Consider the following 18350-nt stretch of genomic DNA (forward strand, 5'->3'; position numbering starts at 1 on the left):
GGGAACCTCATGACGCAAGCCAATAACGCCGTGTACACCGATCTGAGTGTTGATGATCTGGTTAAAGAAGCCCTGAATCGCGGTGAAGGCGAGCTTGCCGATACCGGCGCGCTGGTTGTTCGCACCGGTCACCGTACCGGCCGCTCGCCAGTCGATCGTTTCATCGTTGAAGAGCCGACCACCCAGGCCGCCATCGCCTGGGGCCCGATCAACCGCAAGTTCCCGGCCGACAAGTTCGATGCCTTGTGGGCTCGCGTTGAGGCGTTCAACAACGCGCAAGAGCATTTCGTTTCCCACGTGCATGTAGGTGCGTCTGAAGATCACTACCTGGCCGTGAAGATGACCACCCAGACTGCCTGGCAGAACCTGTTCGGTCGTTGCCTGTTCATCAACCCGGAAAAGTACAACCCGGCTGGCCGTGATGAGTGGCAAGTGCTCAACGTTGCCAACTTCGAATGCGTTCCAGAGCGTGATGGCACCAACTCCGACGGTTGCGTGATCCTCAACTTCGCACAGAAGAAAGTGCTGATCGCCGGCATGCGTTACGCCGGTGAAATGAAAAAAGCCATGTTCTCGGTGCAGAACTTCCTGCTGCCGGCTGCCGACGTACTGCCAATGCACTGCGCCGCCAACATCGGCGAAGCGGGCGACGTGACCCTGTTCTTCGGCCTGTCCGGCACCGGCAAGACCACCCTGTCCGCCGACGAAAGCCGGTACCTGATCGGTGACGACGAACACGGCTGGGGCGAAGGCGTTGTCTTCAACATCGAAGGCGGCTGCTACGCCAAGTGCATCGACCTGTCCGAGAAGAACGAGCCGGTCATCTGGAAAGCCATCAAGCACGGCGCAGTCCTGGAAAACGTCGTGATCGACGACGCCAAGCACGCCGACTACACCGATGTCAGCCTGACCCAGAACAGCCGCGCCGCCTACCCGCTGGAACACGTTGCCAAGCGTTCCGAGAAAAACCTCGGTGGCGAGCCAAACGCTGTGATCTTCCTGACCTGCGACCTGACCGGCGTACTGCCGCCAGTCTCGATCCTCAGCGAAGAACAAGCGGCCTACCACTTCCTGTCCGGCTACACCGCACTGGTGGGCTCGACGGAAATGGGTTCCGGCAGCGGCATCAAGTCGACCTTCTCCACCTGCTTCGGCGCACCGTTCTTCCCGCGTCCGGCCGGCGAATACGCAGAGCTGCTGATCAAACGCATCCGCGGCTTCGGCTCCAAGGTCTACCTGGTCAACACCGGCTGGACCGGCGGCGGCTACGGCGTCGGCAAACGCTTCAACATTCCGACCACTCGCGGCGTGATCGCAGCGATCCAGAGCGGCGCGTTGATCGGTGCTGAAACCGAACACCTCGACACCATCAACCTCGACGTGCCACTGGCCGTACCGGGCGTTGAGACTGGCCTGTTGAACCCGCGTAATACCTGGGCTGACAAGGCTGCTTATGATGAAGCCGCTAAAGCACTGGCCGGGTTGTTTGTTGAGAACTTCAAGAAGTTCGAAGTGAGCGACGCGATCAAGGCGGCTGGGCCGAAGTTGTAAGACTGGTTTGATGTAATGAGAAAGCCGCCCTTTGGGGTAATGCCGATCAGTTAGGCGAAAGCTGCCCCCTGTAGGAGCGAGCTTGCTCGCGATGGACGTTAACGATAACGCGTATTTTCTGGATAAACGCGTCGCCTTGAAGTCCATCGCGAGCAAGCTCGCTCCTACAAATCTGCTTAACTGACCGGCATTAGCCCTTTGGGGCGGTTTTTTTTGTGGGCGCGTAATGCCAGGGTCAATTTCCGGAAAGACGAAACGCTGGTGCCATGTTGTCTTGCTCACGCTTTGATAGCCCTAACGCACTGGCCAGTGTTGGCCATTGGCTGACTACCTCTTGGAAACTCTCAATAATTTCCTCCGCATCTGCACGGCTTACCCGAAAGTACTCGGCCACTTCACGAGCCAGTTCGAGATCCAAAGCGTTGTCCGCATCTGTGATGTTGAGCTTCAACCCATCAGCGTGTGCCACAGGGTTCATGTCGTAGGCGTCAGACAGGCGCCACCCTCGACCGGGATCAAGAATAAAACCATGGTTGCGCAGGTGGTCGTCGGTATTGGAGACCAGGATGTTGAACACGATACGGGACCACAACTCGCGAAGATCCGCGTTGGCTTCCGAGCCATGCTCCATGAGCACTTCTGCTAACTCAAGGTAGCTCGCACCGACCGATGCGTCGTCACCGTCAACGCGATCGGTCATGGTCATGGCTGAAGCAAAATGCAGTCGGCCACCCTGTTCGGTACGGTCGAAACGCTTGACCATGAAGCAGTGATGATCGCTCGCGAAGCGGCGTGCAGTGCCGGTCGCGACCCGCAAGCCACAATGATTTGCCAAGGCATTGACCACCATTTCCCAGCCGCCTACGTCATAGTCATCGCGAGTGCTCGGAAATTTGGCGATCCACAAATGACCACGCTCGTCAGCAACGCTGGCTTTGGGTCTGGCGCCTCCTAATGAACCCCCGGGTGCTATCAGCATCCTCAGCCACTCTCGCCCATCGGGAGACGTGTTGTCCGGATCGCTTTCCAAGGCGCGGCTTGCTTCCTCTAATGCGCGTAATTCAACGAAAGGCGGAGCGGCCAAACCGTCGCGATCATCTAGAAAGTTGCCTTCATCATTGAGCTTGTAGCGGATAGCTCCGACCCGGAAGAGGTCATGAACGCCTAAAAGGAAATCCGATTCGTATAGTTTGGTGCCTTGAGGAGTTAACCCTTCACGAATGTCTCGCTCCAGGCGCCGCTTCATTAACAATTGGCCCCATCGATCGGGGCTTGAGTCGGCAAAAACGCCAAACCGGGTTTGATGTTGACCGGGAAACTGTCGGCCTTCGAAGAGCCCGATGCGCGGATCCAGCGATGTGAAGTTCAATTCGGGATCGGCTAGTGCTGCGGCGTCGTACTCAAACTCGAATACATTGCTGGAGTGAGCCTTTCTGGCATGGAGGAACCCAAGACGCCTTGGGCCATTCAAGGACTCCCAATCGGCATACACCGCGATCCGTGTCATTTTTTACCCGTCGTAGGTTTAGGTTTTTTCTTGGTTAATAAACTGGACAAAGAGTGGGTGTTCAAAGGGAAATCAGCAGCGAGGTCCGATTTTGAGGTGGGACTATCAGATGCCCTCGTCTCCCTGTCGCGAATAGGTGGTGATGTCTTTGCGGGAGTCACACTGCGTGCTCGTTGGCGTTTGTTGACGGCGAGGTTTGCTCCTGGGATCAATTGAGCGTCTTGCAGTTGGCGGCCCAGTTCATCCGCTGCGGCGAGCGTGCTCAAGTCTTTCTCCAGCCCCAGCACCTGCATCACTGATAAATAGGCGCCCATCGTCACACCTGATCCACCCGATTCCAGAGAGCGCAGCGTCGTCAGGGACATACCAGCCCTCTCGGCTACCTGCTTGGCTGTCAGCTTGCGGCGCAGCCGAGCGAGTTTCAGTCGTTCCCCAAACTCGGAGAGCAGCTTGGCTGCTGCGGGCAGGAGTGGCGCTGTTTTCTTTGCCATGTGCCATTATTCCTTCATTTTTCAGGCTTAACTGCCAGAATAATAGCACTTATTGGTGTTTGTGCCGGTCCCCCCGCGGGGAGCTTCTCTCGGTTGACGCTGCAATATTTTGGTTTTGCTAGTTCATCGTAACAACCATTATTCCAGCTGAAATAATGATAAACAGCCAGAATATTGCCACTTAGGTTCGGATTTAGCTTCGGTGATGACCTAAGTGCTGCAGGCTCTCCAGCGCTTGTGTATCCCATCGTTGCGCCTGAGTCGCTTGGTAAAGCATGCCAATGGTTAAAGGCACCTTGTCGCCACGGCCTTTGGTTCGGCGTTTCAGGAACACATCGAACCCTTCCGGCTGAAAGTAGCGATAGGCATCGTAGTCCACGAAATCGACCCCGAACTGTTCTTCCAGCGCTTCCATCAGATGCCGGGCGTCAGCGCCGTCGCAGCCCAAATCGAAGTTGATCGAGGTACTGAGGCTGATGGTTTTGCGTTCGGGCAGGCCGAGTTCTTCGTGCAGCAGCTGCATGAGCAGGTGCATGGTGTGGTCGTCGGGGAAGTTGGGGGTGAGGTTCATTCGGGTGCGTCCGGTTGGGCTTGGGCGGATCTTATTGGTCGTCAGGCTCGCTGGGAAGAACGGGAGCAAACTGTTGCAGTTTGTCTTGTCGGTGATCGTTCCTACGCTCTGCGTGGGAATGCAGCCCGGGACGCTCTGCGTCCCAAGAGCCGAACGCGGAGCGTGGGAACGATCTTTGTTCGGCTTCAGGCAGGCGCTTTCCAGCCCATCATGCGTTGTTGGGCGACTGTGAGCAGGTCGCAGCCGTCTTGGGCCAACAGGTAGAGCGCGTGGGTGATGTGGGGGATGTCTTCGAGATCGCCTTGTTCGAAGCATTGGCAGTGCAGGGTTCGGAGCAGTTCGCTGGAGGCTCGGACACGCTGGAGGGCCGCTTCGAGGAGGTCTTTGGGGTTGGCCTCTGTGTCGATGATCAGGGCTGGGGTATCGGTTAGGTTTGTTTTGAGTGGGCGGTAGCGGCTTGGAAACGGATTTAATGTGGTCACTGAAGAACACCTCAACGTAATGGGAAAGTGAGCTCTCTCTTTTCGGGTGACCAAGCCCGAGTCGCTGAATTGGCAGCGACAGTCCGACTATAGATACGAGTGTCCAGTTGGCGATAGGCGACAAGGTGTCTTCTGTTGTAGGACCGGGATGAAGCTTTGATAGGGCGTTGCCTACGGACTTATCTCTTGCGCAATTTTTCGCGTTTGCTTGCCATCAACTGCCTGGCTTCTTCGTCCGTAATGCTTGGGCGAGGGTCGTCGAGGCTGGCTTGTACTTGTGCTCGGAACCATGCGTCGTAGGCCGCTTTTTCTTCTGGCGATGGTTGAGTTTCGGGCGTTTTGGTTTTCATCAGGTTCACCGCGTTATCGTTCTTCGCGAGCAGGCTCGCTCCCACAGGGGTGTGTGGTGGGGCGTTAACCCGCGGTGATTTTCGGGAGGCGTTGGCGGGCGATTTCGAGGAGTTCGTTGCCGTCCTGGGTCAGCAGGTATAGCGCGCTGACGATGTTCGGGATGTCGCTCGCATCGGCCTGTTTGAAGCACAGGCAGTAAAGCGTTTCGAGCAGGTCGCTGGCGGCGCGGATGCGTTGGCGGGCGGCGTCGAGGATTTCGTGGGGGTCGGCCTCGGTGTCGATGACCAGGACAGGAGTGTCGCTGTAGCTGCTTTTAAGTGGGCGATAGCGGTCTTGCATCTGGGTCCGTCCTGTAGGAAGTCTGGCAGGCCGACACACTGTTTCAGCCGCGGCGAAAACTATGAGGGGGATAACACGCTGCGGCAATACGGCCGCAATCGACAGGATTCGTAGGGGGTTTTACTGGCTTTTGGGGAATGGCCCTACGTGTTTAACGAGGTTTTTAACAGCTAAACCCCTATAGGTGAAATTTCCTACGAGTTTGTCAGGCGCGGCGCAGCAAACCTCTGTATCGTGCGCGCCAGAATCTGTAGGGCATTTCGAAAATGCCTGGTTAAGCACTTAAAGGGAATTAGGTATGCAGTGGCTACGTATGGCCTCGGTTTTGTTGTTGTGGGCGGGTGTTTGTCGTTTGACGGGCGCGGCTGACGCAGGTAACTCGATGGTGCTGGCCAACATGGACCGCACCGGTTGGCCGGACGCTCTCACCACTCAAGCGAACATGGACACTGCGTCCCGCGCCGAGGTGTTGATGTTCGGCAAGGCGCTGCTGGCCAGCGAAGCGCTGGACGAACAGGGTCTGAAACAGCGCCTGGGCGTGCAGGCGGTGAAGCTCAAGTCTGTGCGACAGGTGCGTGACGGGCTGTGGGATCGGTTGCTGACCACCTACCGCAACGCCAGCCAGAACTGCGACGGCGAACCGTTCTGCCCGCGTGTGCGAAGCGTCGCTGATTTGCGTCAGTTGGCGGCGGCGTTCACCGGCGAAATCAGTCCGGCTCATGCGGCTTGGGCGAGCAAGAGCCAGGTGTTTCATGAGCAGGCGTTGAATGAGCAGCTTCGGGTGGCGGTGTTGGTGCCCTGAGTAGTTTCATGACTATTGTGGTGAATGGGCTGGCCTCATCGCGAGCAGGCTCGCTCCCACAAGGGTTCCGGGTCGTACGAAAAATCCGGGTTCACTGACGATCAACTGTGGGAGCGAGACCGGCTTGCCGGGGATAGCGATCTATAAGCCGCCATATTCCTCAAACCCCGTAATCCTCCCCGCACCATCCGCTGTATCATCCCGTATCGTTTTCGCCCCCGACCTTTTCTCGACTCGCTGCGATCACCGGCTAGGCTTTGGGCTTCGCAGCGGTCAACGGAGTGACAGCTTATGCACAACACCCTGGAACAGGTTTTCGGTTATCCACAGTTTCGGCCCGGCCAGGAGGCGGCGATCAGCGCTGTACTGGCCGGGCGCTCGGCGGCGGCGATTTTCCCCACGGGTTCAGGCAAGTCCCTGTGTTACCAGATGTCGGCGGTGTTGCTGCCGCACCTGACGCTGGTGGTCTCGCCGTTGTTGGCGTTGATGCAGGATCAGTTGGCGTTTCTTCAGCGTCACGGTATCGCAGCGGGCAGTATCGATTCGGCCCAGAGCCGCGACGATGCCAGCGATGTGATGGCCCGCGCCAAGTCCGGCGAGTTGAAGATTCTGATGATTTCCGTGGAGCGTCTGAAGAACGAGCGTTTTCGCAATTTCCTGCAGCAAGTGCCGATCTCGTTGCTGGTGGTGGACGAGGCGCATTGCATCTCGGAGTGGGGCCATAACTTCCGCCCCGACTACCTCAAGCTCCCGGACTACCAGCGCCAGTTCAACATCCCCCAGGCGTTGCTGCTGACCGCCACCGCGACCCCGAAAGTGATCGCGGATATGGAGGCGAAATTCGCCATCGCCCCTGAAGACGTGGTCACCACCGGTTTCTATCGGCCGAACCTCAACTTGCTGGTGGAGCCGGTGCGCGGTCAGGACAAACGCCGACGCCTGGTCGAATGGATGCGTGAACGTCCCGGCCAGCCGAGCATTGTCTACGTCACCCTGCAGAAAACCGCCGAGCACATCGCCGAACACTTGGGTCGCAATGGCATTCAGGCCGAGGCGTATCACGCCGGTTTGCCCCATGAACAACGGGAAGCGATTCAAAAGCGCTTCATGGGCGGTCAGTCCAATTGCATCGTCGCGACCATCGCGTTTGGCATGGGCATCGACAAGAGTGACATCCGCAACGTGGTGCATTTCGACCTGCCCAAATCCATCGAAAACTACAGTCAGGAAATCGGTCGCGCCGGGCGTGACGGACAACCGTCGGACTGCCTGGTACTGGCCAACCGCGACAGCCTCAACGTGCTGGAAAACTTCGTCTACGGCGACACGCCGGAATTGGACGGCATCCTTCACGTGCTCGACGAATTGCAAGCCGCTGCGCCTGAAGGGCAATGGGAGTTTCTGCTGGGACCGTTGGCCGATCAGAGCAATATCCGCCAGTTACCGCTCAAGACCTTGCTGGTGCAATTGGAGCTACGCAGGATCATCACCCCGCGTTACGCCTATTACGCCGAATACCGCTTCAAGTATTTGCAGGAGCCGGAAGACTTGCTGACCCGCTTCGAGGGTGAGCGCAAGGACTTCGTTGCGGCAATCATCCAGACTTCCACTCGCGCGCGGACCTGGGCCACGGTTAATTTCGATGCGTTGTACGAGCAGCATCGAGCCGAGCGCGATCGGGTGGTCAAGGCACTGGATTATTTCCAGGAGAAGGGCTGGGTCGAGCTGGAAAGCAAGCAGATGACCGAGGTCTACAGCCTGTTGCAAACGGACTTCGACAGTCAGGTGTTGAGTGCCGAACTGCACGCCTGTTTTACCCAGCACGAACGCACCGAGATCGCGCGGATCCACGCCATGCTGGATCTGTTCGCCACTGACCATTGCCTGGGTTATCGCCTGGCCGAGTATTTCGGCGACGAAAACGCGCCGCAGCAGTGCGGGCATTGTTCGGTGTGTCACGGGCACGTGGCGCGGCTGCCCGCACCACCCGAGTTGCCGGCGCTTGTGGATAAAAACTTCGAGGCGCTGTGCGGTGATTTTATCCACAAGCATGAACAGCACGTGGGCAGTGTTCCCTCAGCCGAGCGCGTGACGCGGTTTTTGTGCGGGATCAGTGTGCCGCTGTTTACCAGGCTCAAGGCGCGGTCGATTTCGGGGTTTGCGGCGCTGGAGGATTATCCGTATGGCGAAGTGCGAACTTGGTCCGAACAACATCTGGCACGCTGAGCCGTGTCCCTGTAGGAGCAAGCTTGCTTGCGATGGACGTTAACGATATCGCGTGTTTCCTGAATAAACGCGCTGCGCTTTAGTCCATCGCGAGCAAGCTCGCTCCTACAAGGGGGAGCGGTGTTTTCGGGAGACATCCATCCGCTGAATGTCCCCCATCACAGGAATAAATTTCAAAAAAGCCCGGTGGCTGACTATGGTGGGGACTGTCTTTGGATCGAAAACAAGAGAACAACCATGAGCCAGACACCGTTCAACATTCAGCGCGCCGCCGTCATCGGTGCGGGCACCATGGGCCGTGGCATTGTCATGTGCCTGGCCAACGCCGGGGTGCCGGTGCAGTGGGTCGATAACAATCCGCAGATGCTTGAACAGGCTCTGGCCACTGTGGCCGAGACCTGCGCACACAACGTGCGTCAGGGGCGGATCGATCAGGCCGAGGCGGACGCTCGTATTGCACGGATCTCGGCGGCTGCCGATTACGCAGCGATCCGCGATGTCGATCTGGTGATTGAGGCGGTGTACGAAAACCTTGAGCTCAAGCAGAAAATCTTCCGCGAACTGGATGGCCTGCTCAAACCCGAAGCCATTCTGGCCAGCAACACGTCGGCGCTGGATATCGACGCGATCGCCGCGGCCACTCGCCGTCCGCAACAAGTGCTGGGGCTGCACTTCTTCAGCCCGGCGCACATCATGAAATTGCTGGAAATCGTTCGTGGCGCACAGACTGCGCCGGCGGTGCTGGATGCCGCGCTGGAACTGGGCAAGCGCATGGGCAAGGTCAGCGTGGTGTCGGGCAACTGCGAGGGGTTTATCGGCAACCGCATGCTCAATACCTATGTGCTCGAAGCGCGCAAGATGCTGCTTGAGGGCGCTTATCCCTATCAAGTGGATGCGGCGCTGCAGGGATTCGGTTTCGCCATGGGGCCGTTTCGCATGTTCGACGTGGTCGGCATCGACCTGCAATGGCGCGCGCGGGAGCTGGCCGGTGTCGGGCAGGATGCGCCGCAAGTCCAGGTGGACAACCGCCTGTGCGAACTGGGGCGTTTCGGCCAGAAGAGTGGCAACGGTTATTACCACTACGAAGCGGGCAGTCGCCAGGCTGAGCACGATGTGGAGGTGGATGCGCTGGTGCTGTCCGTCAGCGAAGGATTGGGCTTCCAGCGTCGCGAGATCGGAACTGAGGAAATTCTCGAGCGCTGTTTGCTGGCACTGGTCAACGAGGGCGCGAAGATTCTTCAGGAAGGGATTGCCGAATCGGCGCACGACATCGATCTGGTGTACCTCAACGGCTATGGCTTCCCGGCGGACAAGGGCGGGCCGATGGCCTGGGCGGATCAGCAGGGGTTGGCGGATGTTCATCAGCGGTTGTTGGCGCTTGAAACCCGGCAGGGTGATCACTGGCAGCCGGCGCGGTTGATTGGGGAGTTGGCGGCGGTAGGGAAGGGGTTTGCTGACAGGTGATTGATAGAGCGCCTGTGCCGGCGCTTTCGCGAGCAGGCTCGCTCCCACAGTTGATCTTCAGTGAACACAGAGTTTGTGGACGACCAAGATCTCTTGTGGGAGCGAGACCGGCTTGCCGGCGAAGAACGATAAAGCGGTTTTCACCTTAAACTCGCAATCCAACTCCAGGAATCGTCCCTGATGTCCAACCCGATGCCCCAACGCACCGACTACCCGCACTTCCAGCCCATCACCACGCGCTGGCACGACAACGATGCCTACGGTCACGTCAACAACGTCACCTACTACAGCTTCTTCGACACTGCGGTGAACACCTATCTGATCGAAGTCGGCGGCCTGGATATTCATGACGGTGAAGTCGTGGGTTTTGTCGTGAGTTCGGCTTGTGATTACTTTGCCTCCATCGCTTTCCCCGACCCGATCGAGATCGGTTTGCGGGTGGGCAAGTTGGGCAACAGTTCGGTGCAATACGAACTGGCGGTGTTCAAGGCGGGTGAAGACGAAGCCTGTGCGGCGGGGCGTTTCGTGCATGTGTTTGTGGATCGGACGTCGAATCTGCCGGTGGCCATTCCTGCCGGGTTACGCGGGGCGCTGGAGCGGTTGGTGGTTTGACGGGCAAAAAAAATCGCAGCCGTTGGACTGCGATATTTTGATCTACCGGTAAACGAGGCGACTCAGGCCTCAGTCGTCGTGGTAGCGATGTTTGTGCTTGTGCTTGCGATGGCCGTAATGGTGGCCACGATCATGGTGCCCATCACGGTAGGAGCGGCGATCGCCACGGTTACGACGATCATCTTCCTCGTCGCTCTTGTTACCCATGTAGTTACCCAGCGCGCCACCGGCGCCGCCGCCTGCTGCGGAGCCGATCAGGCTGCCGGTGGTGCCGCCCATGCTGCGGCCGACCACGTTACCGCCCGCTGCGCCCAACGCACCGCCAATGGCCGCTTCGCCACGGCTGCGTTTGTCTGCGCCGACTGCGCTACCACCCGCGCCGCCCAAGGCTGCGCCAATGGTTGAACCTGTGTTGCCGCCTAACGATTGACCGACGACCGAGCCCAAAACCCCGCCCAATGCGCCGCCCACACCTGCTTCGGTGGTGCCTCCGGCAGAAGCGAAGCCACTGACCAGGCCAAGGGACAACAAGAGAATCGAGGAGAACTTCATAGAGGAACCTCAAGGGGATGACGGCGCGATCCTGAGGCTGAGGCATGGTGCTTACAATCGATATCCGACGAATGACACGACTTCAAAAGATATACCTAAGTTGCTGTTTTTAAGCCGGAACTTAAGTGTTTTTCGCCGGTCTTTAGCTACTTCGGAATGGCCGTTTTTGTGAAAAAACGGCCTTTTTTGTGGGCGTTTGGAAAGTGCTTGAATGGTCCCGATCATGTGTTGCCATATCGGACGCCTTCGCGGGCAAGCCTTGCTCCAGGACTCTCGTCGTGTACAAAAAATGCGAACAACACGAAACCTGTAGGAGCAAGGCTTGCCCGCGAAGAGGCCGGACCTGCTGTCGCGTTAAGCCGATTTGGCCAAAATCAACCCAGTCTCACTCGCCGCTTCCAACCGAATCGCCACAAACTTCGACGTCGGCGTATGGCTGCCATCCCCAGTGCTCTCCAGCGGCACCAGCGGGTTCACTTCCGGGTAATACGCGGCAGCCTGTCCAGCAGGAATATCAAACGCCAGCAGCGTGAAGCCCTTCACCCGACGCTCAACGCCATCGTCCCAGATCGACACGATGTCGGCCTTCTGGCCAGGCTTGAAGCCCAGACGAATGATGTCGGCTTCGTTGACGAACAACACGTCGCGCTGACCTTTCACGCCGCGATAACGGTCATTCAGGCCATAGATCGTCGTGTTGTATTGATCGTGGGAACGCATCGACTGCAGGATCAGGTCCGGCATTACGCCAGTGGCGCGGGTGCGTTCGTGCACCAGGTCCTTGGGCAATACGTTCGGGCGGAAATTGGCCCGGCCTGACGCGGTGTTCCATTTGCGCGCACCGGCACTGTTGCCGAGGTAAAAGCCACCAGGGTTCTTGATCCTCTCGTTGAAGTTCTTGAAGTTGGGAATGGTGTCGGCAATCAGGTCGCGGATGCGGCTGTAGTCCGCCACCAGCCAGTTCCAGTCCACCGGGTGGCTGCCCAGCGTTGCGGCCGCGATACCGGCAAGAATCGCTGGCTCCGAGCGCATCTGGTTCGACAGCGGCTCCAACTGGCCATTGGAGGCGTGGACCATGCTGAACGAGTCTTCGACGGTCACTGCTTGAGGGCCTTCGGTTTGCCGGTCGATGTCGGTTCGGCCCAGGCACGGCAGGATCAGCGCGTCTTTACCGTGGGCCAGGTGGCTGCGGTTGAGCTTGGTGCTGATCTGCACGGTCAGGTCACAATTGCTCAGAGCCTTGAAGGTCCGTGGACTGTCAGGGGTGGCTTGGGCGAAGTTGCCACCCAGGGCGATGAACACTTTTGCCCGACCTTCGGCCATGGCGTGAATCGCCTCAACCACGTTGTGGCCGTTTTCACGCGGCACCTTGAACTGGAAGCGACGTTCCAGGGCGTCGAGGAACGCCACCGGCGGACGCTCGTTGATGCCCATGGTCCGGTCGCCCTGCACGTTACTGTGGCCACGCACCGGGCACAGGCCTGCGCCCGGCCGGCCGATGTTGCCGCGCAAGAGCATCAGGTTGGCGATTTCCTGGATGGTCGCCACCGAATGACGATGCTGGGTGATACCCATGGCCCAGCACATGATGACGTTCTTGCCTTTGGTGTACATGCGCGCGGCTTTTTCGATCTCGACAAGGGGCAGGCCGGATTGCTCGACAATCTGTTCCCACGACGTGTCGTCGACGATGCCCAGGTATTCCAAAACGTTGACGCTATGTTCATTGAGGAAGTCGTGGTCGAACACCGCAGGCTCACCCGCCTTCTGCGCATCGCGCTCCCATTGCAGCAGGAACTTGGCCATGCCGCGCATGATCGCCATGTCGCCGCCCAGTGCCGGACGGAAGTACGCGGTGTTGGTCGGCTTGTCACCGTTGGTGAGCATTTCGATCGGGTGTTGCGGGTGCTGGAAACGTTCCAGTCCCCGTTCTTTTAGCGGGTTGATACATACCACTTGAGAGCCACGTTTGACCGCTTCGCGCAACGGTTCGAGCATCCGTGGGTGGTTGGTGCCGGGGTTCTGGCCCCAGACGAAAATCGCATCGGCGTGTTCGAAGTCATCGAAGGTCACGGTGCCTTTGCCGACGCCAACGCTCTGCGCCAACGCGACACCGCTGGCCTCGTGGCACATGTTCGAGCAGTCGGGGAAGTTGTTGGTGCCATAGGCGCGTACGAACAATTGATAGAGGAACGCCGCTTCGTTGCTGGCACGTCCCGAAGTGTAGAATTCGGCCTGATCCGGGCTCGACAAACCGCGCAGATGCTTGGCGATCAGGGCAAACGCATCTTCCCAACTGATCGGTTGGTAGCGATCGGTTTCGGCGTTGTACCTCAATGGCTCGGTCAGGCGGCCCTGATATTCAAGCCAGTAGTCGCTCTGTTCCAGCAACTGAGTGACGCTGTGTTTGGCGAAGAACTTGCCGTCGACACGGCGTTTGGTCGCTTCCCAGTTCACCGCTTTGGCGCCGTTCTCGCAGAACGCCACCATGCCGGCTTCATTGGAATCGCCCCAGGCGCAACCGGGGCAGTCGAACCCGCCGTTCTTGTTGGTCTTGAGCATCATGCGCAGGTTTTTCAGCGCGTTGTCGCTGGTCAACCAGGCCTGGGCAACGCTGATCAGCGCGCCCCAACCACCGGCCGGGCCTTTGTAGGGCTTGTAGCGGGGGATGGGTGTCTGGTCGGCTTGACGATGTTGACTCACGCTTGATTCTCCAACGCAGGGCTGTAGACCCGCGGCGCACTTTTCTGCGGCAGGTGGATGAGATTGAGGTTATGGCGACGGGCCCATTGCACGGCCAAGCCCGTGGGCGACGACAGGCTGACGAGGGTCTGGATGCCTGCGCGCAACACTTTCTGGATCAATTCGAGGCTGCAACGGCTGGTGACAATCGCCAGGCCGCCGGTGGTTGGAATTTTTTGCCGGATCAGCCCGCCAATCAGTTTGTCGAGGGCGTTGTGCCGGCCAATGTCTTCGCGGCCCAGCAGCAATTCGCCATTGGCGTTCATGAACACCGCCGCATGCACCGCGCCGCAATGCTGGCCGAGTGGCTGGAACGCGCCGATGCGCTGGCGCAAACCATCGAGCCATTCGGCGGGCGGCAGAGGCGCGCCGGGCAACACCTTGAGATCCGGCAAGGCCTGCTCGACCGCTTCCACGCCACAGAGCCCGCAACCGCTGGTGCCGGCCAGTTGCCGACGCTGCTGCTTGAGGTTCCAGAAGGCACGGTTGGCGATGGTCACTTGCGCGTATTGCGCCGAACCCGAGCCGCTCAGTTGCAGGTCATAAATGTCGGAGGCGTCTTCGATGATGCCGCTGCCGAGGCTGAAACCGACGATGAAGTCTTCCAGGTCCGTCGGCGTGACCAGCATCACCGCCTGGCTGATGCCGTTATAGGCAATCGCCAGCGCGACTTCTTCGGCCAGCGCTGTGCTGGCCGATTCGATGTATTGAAGATCACTGTAACTGTACGTTTGGCTGGCGGCGGGCGCGGGCGTTTCGAGGGCTGGCGCCGCGCAAACAGGACGCTTGGCGTTCATGAGCATCACCGACGGTTTAGTCAGGTTTAAGCCTATGCGCGTCAAGTTGTCGCGTCTAATCGCTATTACTGATCTGCCGATAGATGGCGTCGATCAAGAGATGGTTGGCGATTTCTGATAGATCGCAAAACAGGCTTCCGCCAGCGCCGACCGCGGCGCGCTGCGACGCATGATCAGCCCTAGTTGGCCGAGGGTCTGCGCGTTTTCGATCGGTTGTAAACGCAGATGATCGGTCAGGTTTTCCAGGCCGCCATCCAGCGGCATCACGGCGCAACACAAACCACCATGCACGGCTTGTAACAGTTGATGCACGGCATCGGTCTGCAACAGCGGTTGCGGGGTGAGGCCGCGACTGTGGAAATTGTGGTCGATGGATTGGCGGAAATGCATGCCGCTGGTGAGCATGCCGAGCGGCAGTTCGATCAGCGACTCCCAGCTCAGGGGTGCCTCGCCGAATGTGAAGAAGCGCTGATCGTAGAGCAGGCCCATGCGGGTTTCGCTGAAGGTCAGGGAATCGAAACGCTCGGCGTCCAGACGTTCCAGGTACGACACGCCGAGGTCCAGGCGATTGTTCGCCAGTTGTTCGAGGATCTGCTCGGAGCTCAGCGCCGAGAGTTCGAAACGCAGGTTCGGGTGTTCGGCGTGCAGGCGTTGCAGCAGGGGCAGCGGATCGAAACTCGACAATGGCACCACGCCCAGACGCAGCGTACCGACCAGATTGCCGCGACAGGCAGCGGCCTCGGCCTGCAAACCGTCACAGGCCGCCAGCACGGTGCGCGCCCAGGCAAGCACCCGCTCGCCAGGCGCGGTAAAACCTTCGAAGCGTTGGCCACGGTTGACCAATGGCAACTCCAGCTCTTCTTCGAGGCTGCGCAGGCGCATGGACAGGGTCGGCTGCGTGATGTGACAACGTGCGGCGGCCTGGCCGAAGTGCCGGGTTTCGTCGAGGGCGATGAGGAATTTCAGTTGCTTGATGTCCATCTTCGCTCCAGGGCGCGGGAAGGTCGGGATTCTAGCGCCTGGGGGCAAGCGGCGTCATTGGTCGGGCGGGAGCCGAGGGTTGCAACCTTGGTCTAGGCTTTTGCGTCTGGAACCCAAAACCCAAGGAGAGTGCACCATGAGTATTTTTAGCTTTGTGAAAGAAGCAGGCGAAAAGCTTATCGATCTGCTGACGCCGGGGAATGCCAATGCCAGCGAGCAGTTGAAGGAACACATCAGCAAGGTCGGCCTGGGAAATCCGAATGTGCAGGCAACGGTGGACGGCGACAAGGTCACCGTGACCGGTGAAGTGGCGAGCCAGGAAGAGAAGGAAAAGATCCTGCTGGCGGTAGGCAATATCGCCGGGGTCGGTAGCGTGGATGACCAGATTACAGTGACCGGGCCGGTGGTGAAGGCTGCAACCTTTGTCACGGTTGTGAAGGGCGACACCCTTAGTGCGATTTCCTTGCGCGTGTATGGCGATGCCAACAAGTATCAAAAAATCTTCGAGGCCAATAAGCCAATGCTCAAGGATGTGAACAAGATCTATCCGGGGCAGTCGTTGCGGATTCCTGAGTAAGGCTCAGGACCGCAATCGCGGGCAAGCCTTGCTCCTACAGGATCTGTGTCGTTCACAAAAAATATGTGCGACTCGGACCTGTAGGAGCAAAGCTTGCTCGCGATGCAGGCGACGCGATCTCAGAGTCCTGCAATCAACTCCCGATAATCGACCACCGCCGCAAACTCCGCCGTATCCTTCGGCCCCTTGCGACTGTCCGGCTCACTCACGGCCAATAAATGCGAGACCCCGAAATCCCGCGCACTGCGCAGGATCGGCAACGTATCGTCGATAAACAGGCTGCGCGTCGGATCGAAGCCGATATCCGCCTGCAATGCTTCCCAAAACTGCGGATCCTCCTTGGGAAAGCCGTAATCGTGAGAGCTGATCAACCGCTCGAAGTACGGCGCCAGTTCAATTCTTTCCAGTTTCAGTGACAGCGAATCACGGTGCGCATTGGTGATCATCACCACCCGCTTGCCGGCCTGCTTGATGGCCTCCAGAAACGTATCCGCATCCGGGCGCAAAGCGATCAGGTGCGCGGTTTCCAGTTTCAGCTCGCGCACCGGCAGCTTCAGCTCGGCGCTCCAGAAATCCAGGCAATACCATTGCAACTGACCGGCGTTGCGTTCGAACAGCGGCTGCAATTCCATCTCGGCCATGGCCCGGCTCACCCCGTGCAACTCGGCGTAACGCTGGGGCAAATGCTCCAGCCAGAAATGATTGTCGAAGTGCAGGTCCAGCAGCGTGCCGTCCATGTCCAGCAGAACGGTGTCGATGTCGCGCCACGGCAGCAGTGACATAAAAAACTTCTCCAACGGTAAAAAAGATATCCGAGGTCAACAATCAGGATAGGCCGGGTATAGTAACGCGTTCACGCCAAGGAGCTTTTCATGCGCCAGAAACCCACCATCCTCGCCCGCGAGATTGTCGCCACCAGCCGTTTGTTCTGCGTCGAGGAGCTGAAATTGCGCTTTTCCAATGGCGCGGAGCGCACTTATGAGCGACTGGTCGGCAAGGGCGCCGGGTATGGCGCGGTGATGATCGTGGCGATGATCGATTCGGACCACGCGGTGTTGGTCGAGGAATATTGCGGCGGCACCGATGAATACGAGCTGTCGCTGCCCAAAGGCTTGATCGAGCCGGGTGAAGACGTGCTGGCGGCAGCGGAACGCGAGCTCAAGGAAGAAGCCGGGTATGGCGCGCGACAGCTGGAGCATCTGACCGAGTTGTCCTTGTCGCCGGGTTACATGAGCCAGAAAATTCAGGTGGTTCTGGCCACCGATTTGTACGAAGAACGGCTAGAGGGCGACGAGCCCGAGCCGATGGGCGTGGACAAAATCAATCTGCGTGAACTGTCCGGCCTGGCCCAGAACCCGCGATTCACCGAGGGCCGTGCCTTGGCGGCGTTGTACCTGGCCCGTGACCTATTGACTCAGCGTGGGGTGTTCCTGCCATGAATTTTCCGCATCCATTGATGGCGCCGGTGGTTGAACTGGCATTGAAGGCTGGCGACGCGATCCTGCCGTTTTGGCGTATCGGCACTGCGGTGACCGCCAAGGCCGACGATTCGCCGGTCACCGCAGCCGATCTGGCCGCTCATCATCTGATTCTGGCTGGGCTGACCGCGCTGGACCCGAGCATTCCGGTGTTGTCCGAAGAGGACGCCAACATCCCGCAGAGCGTGCGTGCCGGCTGGCAGCGCTGGTGGCTGGTCGATCCGCTGGACGGGACCAAGGAGTTCATCTCTGGCAGTGAAGAATTTACCGTCAACATCGCGTTGATCGAACAAGGTCGCGTGGTGTTCGGTGTGGTGTCGATGCCGACCAACGGGCGTTTCTATGTCGGTGGTGCCGGGCTGGGCGCGTGGCGTGGTGATCAAGAAGCCGAGCCGTCGCCGATTCAGGTTCGCAATGTTCCGGCTCCGGGAGAGGCGTTCACTGTCGTCGCCAGCCGTCGGCATTCAAGCCCTGAACAAGAGCGTTTGCTGGCCGGGTTGAGCGCCAGTCTGGGTGAGCTGCAATTGGCCAATATCGGCAGTTCGTTGAAGTTTTGCCTTCTGGCGGAAGGCACGGCGGATTGTTATCCGCGTCTGGCGCCGACTTCGCAGTGGGATACGGCTGCGGCGCAAGGTGTGCTGGAAGGGGCGGGTGGTGAAGTGCTGGAGTTGAGCGGCGTGCCGTTCAGCTATCCGGCGCGGGAGTCTTTGCGGAACGAGTTTTTCCTGGCACTGCCGGCGAAAGCGGCCTGGCGGGAAAAACTGCTGGCGTTGGCGCGTTCCTGAGTTGCACACGACTTTGTGGCGAGGGAGCTTGCTCCCGCTGGG

19 protein-coding genes are annotated in these 18350 nt (G+C 59.0%); 8 read left to right on the forward strand and 11 right to left on the reverse strand.

The features are described 5' to 3' along the window. Positions 1–9 precede the first annotated feature (9 nt). Positions 10–1551 (forward strand): phosphoenolpyruvate carboxykinase, encoded by a 1542-nt coding sequence (locus ACA066_RS01160; RefSeq protein ID WP_497697794.1) that lies wholly within the window; start codon positions 10–12, stop codon positions 1549–1551. A 235-nt stretch (positions 1552–1786) separates the two neighbouring features. Here ACA066_RS01160 and ACA066_RS01165 read toward each other — a convergent pair whose 3' ends face one another. The 6 genes from ACA066_RS01165 to ACA066_RS01190 all read right to left on the reverse strand — a co-directional run bounded on the left by ACA066_RS01165 (position 1787) and on the right by ACA066_RS01190 (position 5292). Further along, the gene (locus ACA066_RS01165) at positions 1787–3058 is read right to left on the reverse strand and encodes a type II toxin-antitoxin system HipA family toxin (RefSeq protein WP_497697795.1); all 1272 of its coding nucleotides are present in this window, start codon (positions 3056–3058) and stop codon (positions 1787–1789) included. Next, positions 3055–3549: a helix-turn-helix domain-containing protein gene (locus ACA066_RS01170; RefSeq protein WP_497697796.1), complete on the reverse strand. Its 495-nt coding sequence runs from the start codon at positions 3547–3549 to the stop codon at positions 3055–3057. Before ACA066_RS01170 ends, ACA066_RS01165 begins: the two co-directional genes overlap by 4 nt. Before the next feature lie 193 nt (positions 3550–3742). Further along, positions 3743–4120 carry a DUF1493 family protein gene (locus tag ACA066_RS01175; RefSeq protein WP_497697797.1) on the reverse strand — a complete coding sequence of 126 codons (378 nt, stop codon included), beginning with the start codon at positions 4118–4120 and terminating at the stop codon, positions 3743–3745. 185 nt (positions 4121–4305) lie between these two features. Next, positions 4306–4602: a hypothetical protein gene (locus tag ACA066_RS01180; protein WP_497697798.1), complete on the reverse strand. Its 297-nt coding sequence runs from the start codon at positions 4600–4602 to the stop codon at positions 4306–4308. Positions 4603–4781: 179 nt separating this feature from the next. Further along, positions 4782–4952 carry an antitoxin PaaA2 family protein gene (locus ACA066_RS01185; RefSeq protein WP_497697799.1) on the reverse strand — a complete coding sequence of 57 codons (171 nt, stop codon included), beginning with the start codon at positions 4950–4952 and terminating at the stop codon, positions 4782–4784. Between the two features lie 64 nt (positions 4953–5016). Further along, positions 5017–5292, reverse strand: coding sequence for a hypothetical protein (locus tag ACA066_RS01190; RefSeq protein WP_497697800.1), 276 nt, complete (start codon positions 5290–5292; stop codon positions 5017–5019). 298 nt (positions 5293–5590) lie between these two features. On the opposite strand from ACA066_RS01190, the gene ACA066_RS01195 reads away from it, so the two are divergent. From ACA066_RS01195 to ACA066_RS01210, 4 genes are all read left to right on the forward strand, one after another. After that, positions 5591–6094, forward strand: coding sequence for a polysaccharide deacetylase (locus ACA066_RS01195; protein ID WP_497697801.1), 504 nt, complete (start codon positions 5591–5593; stop codon positions 6092–6094). Between the two features lie 291 nt (positions 6095–6385). After that, positions 6386–8320: a RecQ family ATP-dependent DNA helicase gene (locus tag ACA066_RS01200; protein ID WP_497697802.1), complete on the forward strand. Its 1935-nt coding sequence runs from the start codon at positions 6386–6388 to the stop codon at positions 8318–8320. Positions 8321–8557: 237 nt separating this feature from the next. After that, positions 8558–9784, forward strand: coding sequence for a 3-hydroxyacyl-CoA dehydrogenase (locus ACA066_RS01205; protein WP_497697803.1), 1227 nt, complete (start codon positions 8558–8560; stop codon positions 9782–9784). Between the two features lie 180 nt (positions 9785–9964). Beyond that, positions 9965–10396: an acyl-CoA thioesterase gene (locus ACA066_RS01210; RefSeq protein WP_497697804.1), complete on the forward strand. Its 432-nt coding sequence runs from the start codon at positions 9965–9967 to the stop codon at positions 10394–10396. Between the two features lie 69 nt (positions 10397–10465). On the opposite strand, the gene ACA066_RS01215 is transcribed toward ACA066_RS01210, so the two are convergent. From ACA066_RS01215 to ACA066_RS01230, 4 genes are all read right to left on the reverse strand, one after another. Further along, positions 10466–10948, reverse strand: a complete 483-nt coding sequence (locus tag ACA066_RS01215; protein WP_497697805.1) for a glycine zipper domain-containing protein — start codon at positions 10946–10948, stop codon at positions 10466–10468. A 354-nt stretch (positions 10949–11302) separates the two neighbouring features. Then, positions 11303–13651: an FdhF/YdeP family oxidoreductase gene (locus tag ACA066_RS01220; RefSeq protein ID WP_497697806.1), complete on the reverse strand. Its 2349-nt coding sequence runs from the start codon at positions 13649–13651 to the stop codon at positions 11303–11305. Further along, complete coding sequence (fdhD, locus tag ACA066_RS01225; RefSeq protein WP_497697807.1) at positions 13648–14487, reverse strand: formate dehydrogenase accessory sulfurtransferase FdhD; 840 nt, start codon at positions 14485–14487, stop codon at positions 13648–13650. The genes ACA066_RS01220 and fdhD overlap by 4 nt, the downstream gene beginning before the upstream one ends. A 93-nt stretch (positions 14488–14580) precedes the next feature. After that, positions 14581–15468 carry a LysR family transcriptional regulator gene (locus ACA066_RS01230; protein WP_084318268.1) on the reverse strand — a complete coding sequence of 296 codons (888 nt, stop codon included), beginning with the start codon at positions 15466–15468 and terminating at the stop codon, positions 14581–14583. Positions 15469–15604: 136 nt separating this feature from the next. Here ACA066_RS01230 and lysM point away from each other — a divergent pair, with 136 nt between their 5' ends. Further along, positions 15605–16045, forward strand: coding sequence for a peptidoglycan-binding protein LysM (gene lysM, locus ACA066_RS01235; protein ID WP_084318267.1), 441 nt, complete (start codon positions 15605–15607; stop codon positions 16043–16045). 119 nt (positions 16046–16164) lie between these two features. On the opposite strand, the gene yrfG is transcribed toward lysM, so the two are convergent. Next, entirely contained in the window at positions 16165–16827 is a 663-nt protein-coding gene (gene yrfG, locus ACA066_RS01240) for a GMP/IMP nucleotidase (RefSeq protein WP_497697808.1), read from the reverse strand. A 90-nt stretch (positions 16828–16917) separates the two neighbouring features. On the opposite strand from yrfG, the gene nudE reads away from it, so the two are divergent. Then, positions 16918–17484: an ADP compounds hydrolase NudE gene (gene nudE / locus ACA066_RS01245; RefSeq protein WP_497697809.1), complete on the forward strand. Its 567-nt coding sequence runs from the start codon at positions 16918–16920 to the stop codon at positions 17482–17484. Continuing rightward, the gene (cysQ, locus tag ACA066_RS01250) at positions 17481–18308 is read left to right on the forward strand and encodes a 3'(2'),5'-bisphosphate nucleotidase CysQ (RefSeq protein ID WP_497697810.1); all 828 of its coding nucleotides are present in this window, start codon (positions 17481–17483) and stop codon (positions 18306–18308) included. The genes nudE and cysQ overlap by 4 nt, the downstream gene beginning before the upstream one ends. The last annotated feature ends 42 nt before the right edge of the window (positions 18309–18350 follow it).

It is taken from the genome of Pseudomonas sp. LBUM1651 (assembly GCF_059716135.1).

What these genes read in the sequence shown, in the direction of transcription:
- ACA066_RS01160 (WP_497697794.1), top strand. Translation starts at nt 10, where the DNA reads ATGACGCAAGCCAATAACGCCGTGTACACCGATCTGAGTGTTGATGAT.
- ACA066_RS01165 (WP_497697795.1), bottom strand. Translation starts at nt 3,058, where the DNA reads ATGACACGGATCGCGGTGTATGCCGATTGGGAGTCCTTGAATGGCCCA.
- ACA066_RS01170 (WP_497697796.1), bottom strand. Translation starts at nt 3,549, where the DNA reads ATGGCAAAGAAAACAGCGCCACTCCTGCCCGCAGCAGCCAAGCTGCTC.
- ACA066_RS01175 (WP_497697797.1), bottom strand. Translation starts at nt 4,120, where the DNA reads ATGAACCTCACCCCCAACTTCCCCGACGACCACACCATGCACCTGCTC.
- ACA066_RS01185 (WP_497697799.1), bottom strand. Translation starts at nt 4,952, where the DNA reads ATGAAAACCAAAACGCCCGAAACTCAACCATCGCCAGAAGAAAAAGCG.
- ACA066_RS01190 (WP_497697800.1), bottom strand. Translation starts at nt 5,292, where the DNA reads ATGCAAGACCGCTATCGCCCACTTAAAAGCAGCTACAGCGACACTCCT.
- ACA066_RS01195 (WP_497697801.1), top strand. Translation starts at nt 5,591, where the DNA reads ATGCAGTGGCTACGTATGGCCTCGGTTTTGTTGTTGTGGGCGGGTGTT.
- ACA066_RS01200 (WP_497697802.1), top strand. Translation starts at nt 6,386, where the DNA reads ATGCACAACACCCTGGAACAGGTTTTCGGTTATCCACAGTTTCGGCCC.
- ACA066_RS01205 (WP_497697803.1), top strand. Translation starts at nt 8,558, where the DNA reads ATGAGCCAGACACCGTTCAACATTCAGCGCGCCGCCGTCATCGGTGCG.
- ACA066_RS01210 (WP_497697804.1), top strand. Translation starts at nt 9,965, where the DNA reads ATGTCCAACCCGATGCCCCAACGCACCGACTACCCGCACTTCCAGCCC.
- ACA066_RS01215 (WP_497697805.1), bottom strand. Translation starts at nt 10,948, where the DNA reads ATGAAGTTCTCCTCGATTCTCTTGTTGTCCCTTGGCCTGGTCAGTGGC.
- fdhD (WP_497697807.1), bottom strand. Translation starts at nt 14,487, where the DNA reads ATGAACGCCAAGCGTCCTGTTTGCGCGGCGCCAGCCCTCGAAACGCCC.
- ACA066_RS01230 (WP_084318268.1), bottom strand. Translation starts at nt 15,468, where the DNA reads ATGGACATCAAGCAACTGAAATTCCTCATCGCCCTCGACGAAACCCGG.
- lysM (WP_084318267.1), top strand. Translation starts at nt 15,605, where the DNA reads ATGAGTATTTTTAGCTTTGTGAAAGAAGCAGGCGAAAAGCTTATCGAT.
- yrfG (WP_497697808.1), bottom strand. Translation starts at nt 16,827, where the DNA reads ATGTCACTGCTGCCGTGGCGCGACATCGACACCGTTCTGCTGGACATG.
- nudE (WP_497697809.1), top strand. Translation starts at nt 16,918, where the DNA reads ATGCGCCAGAAACCCACCATCCTCGCCCGCGAGATTGTCGCCACCAGC.
- cysQ (WP_497697810.1), top strand. Translation starts at nt 17,481, where the DNA reads ATGAATTTTCCGCATCCATTGATGGCGCCGGTGGTTGAACTGGCATTG.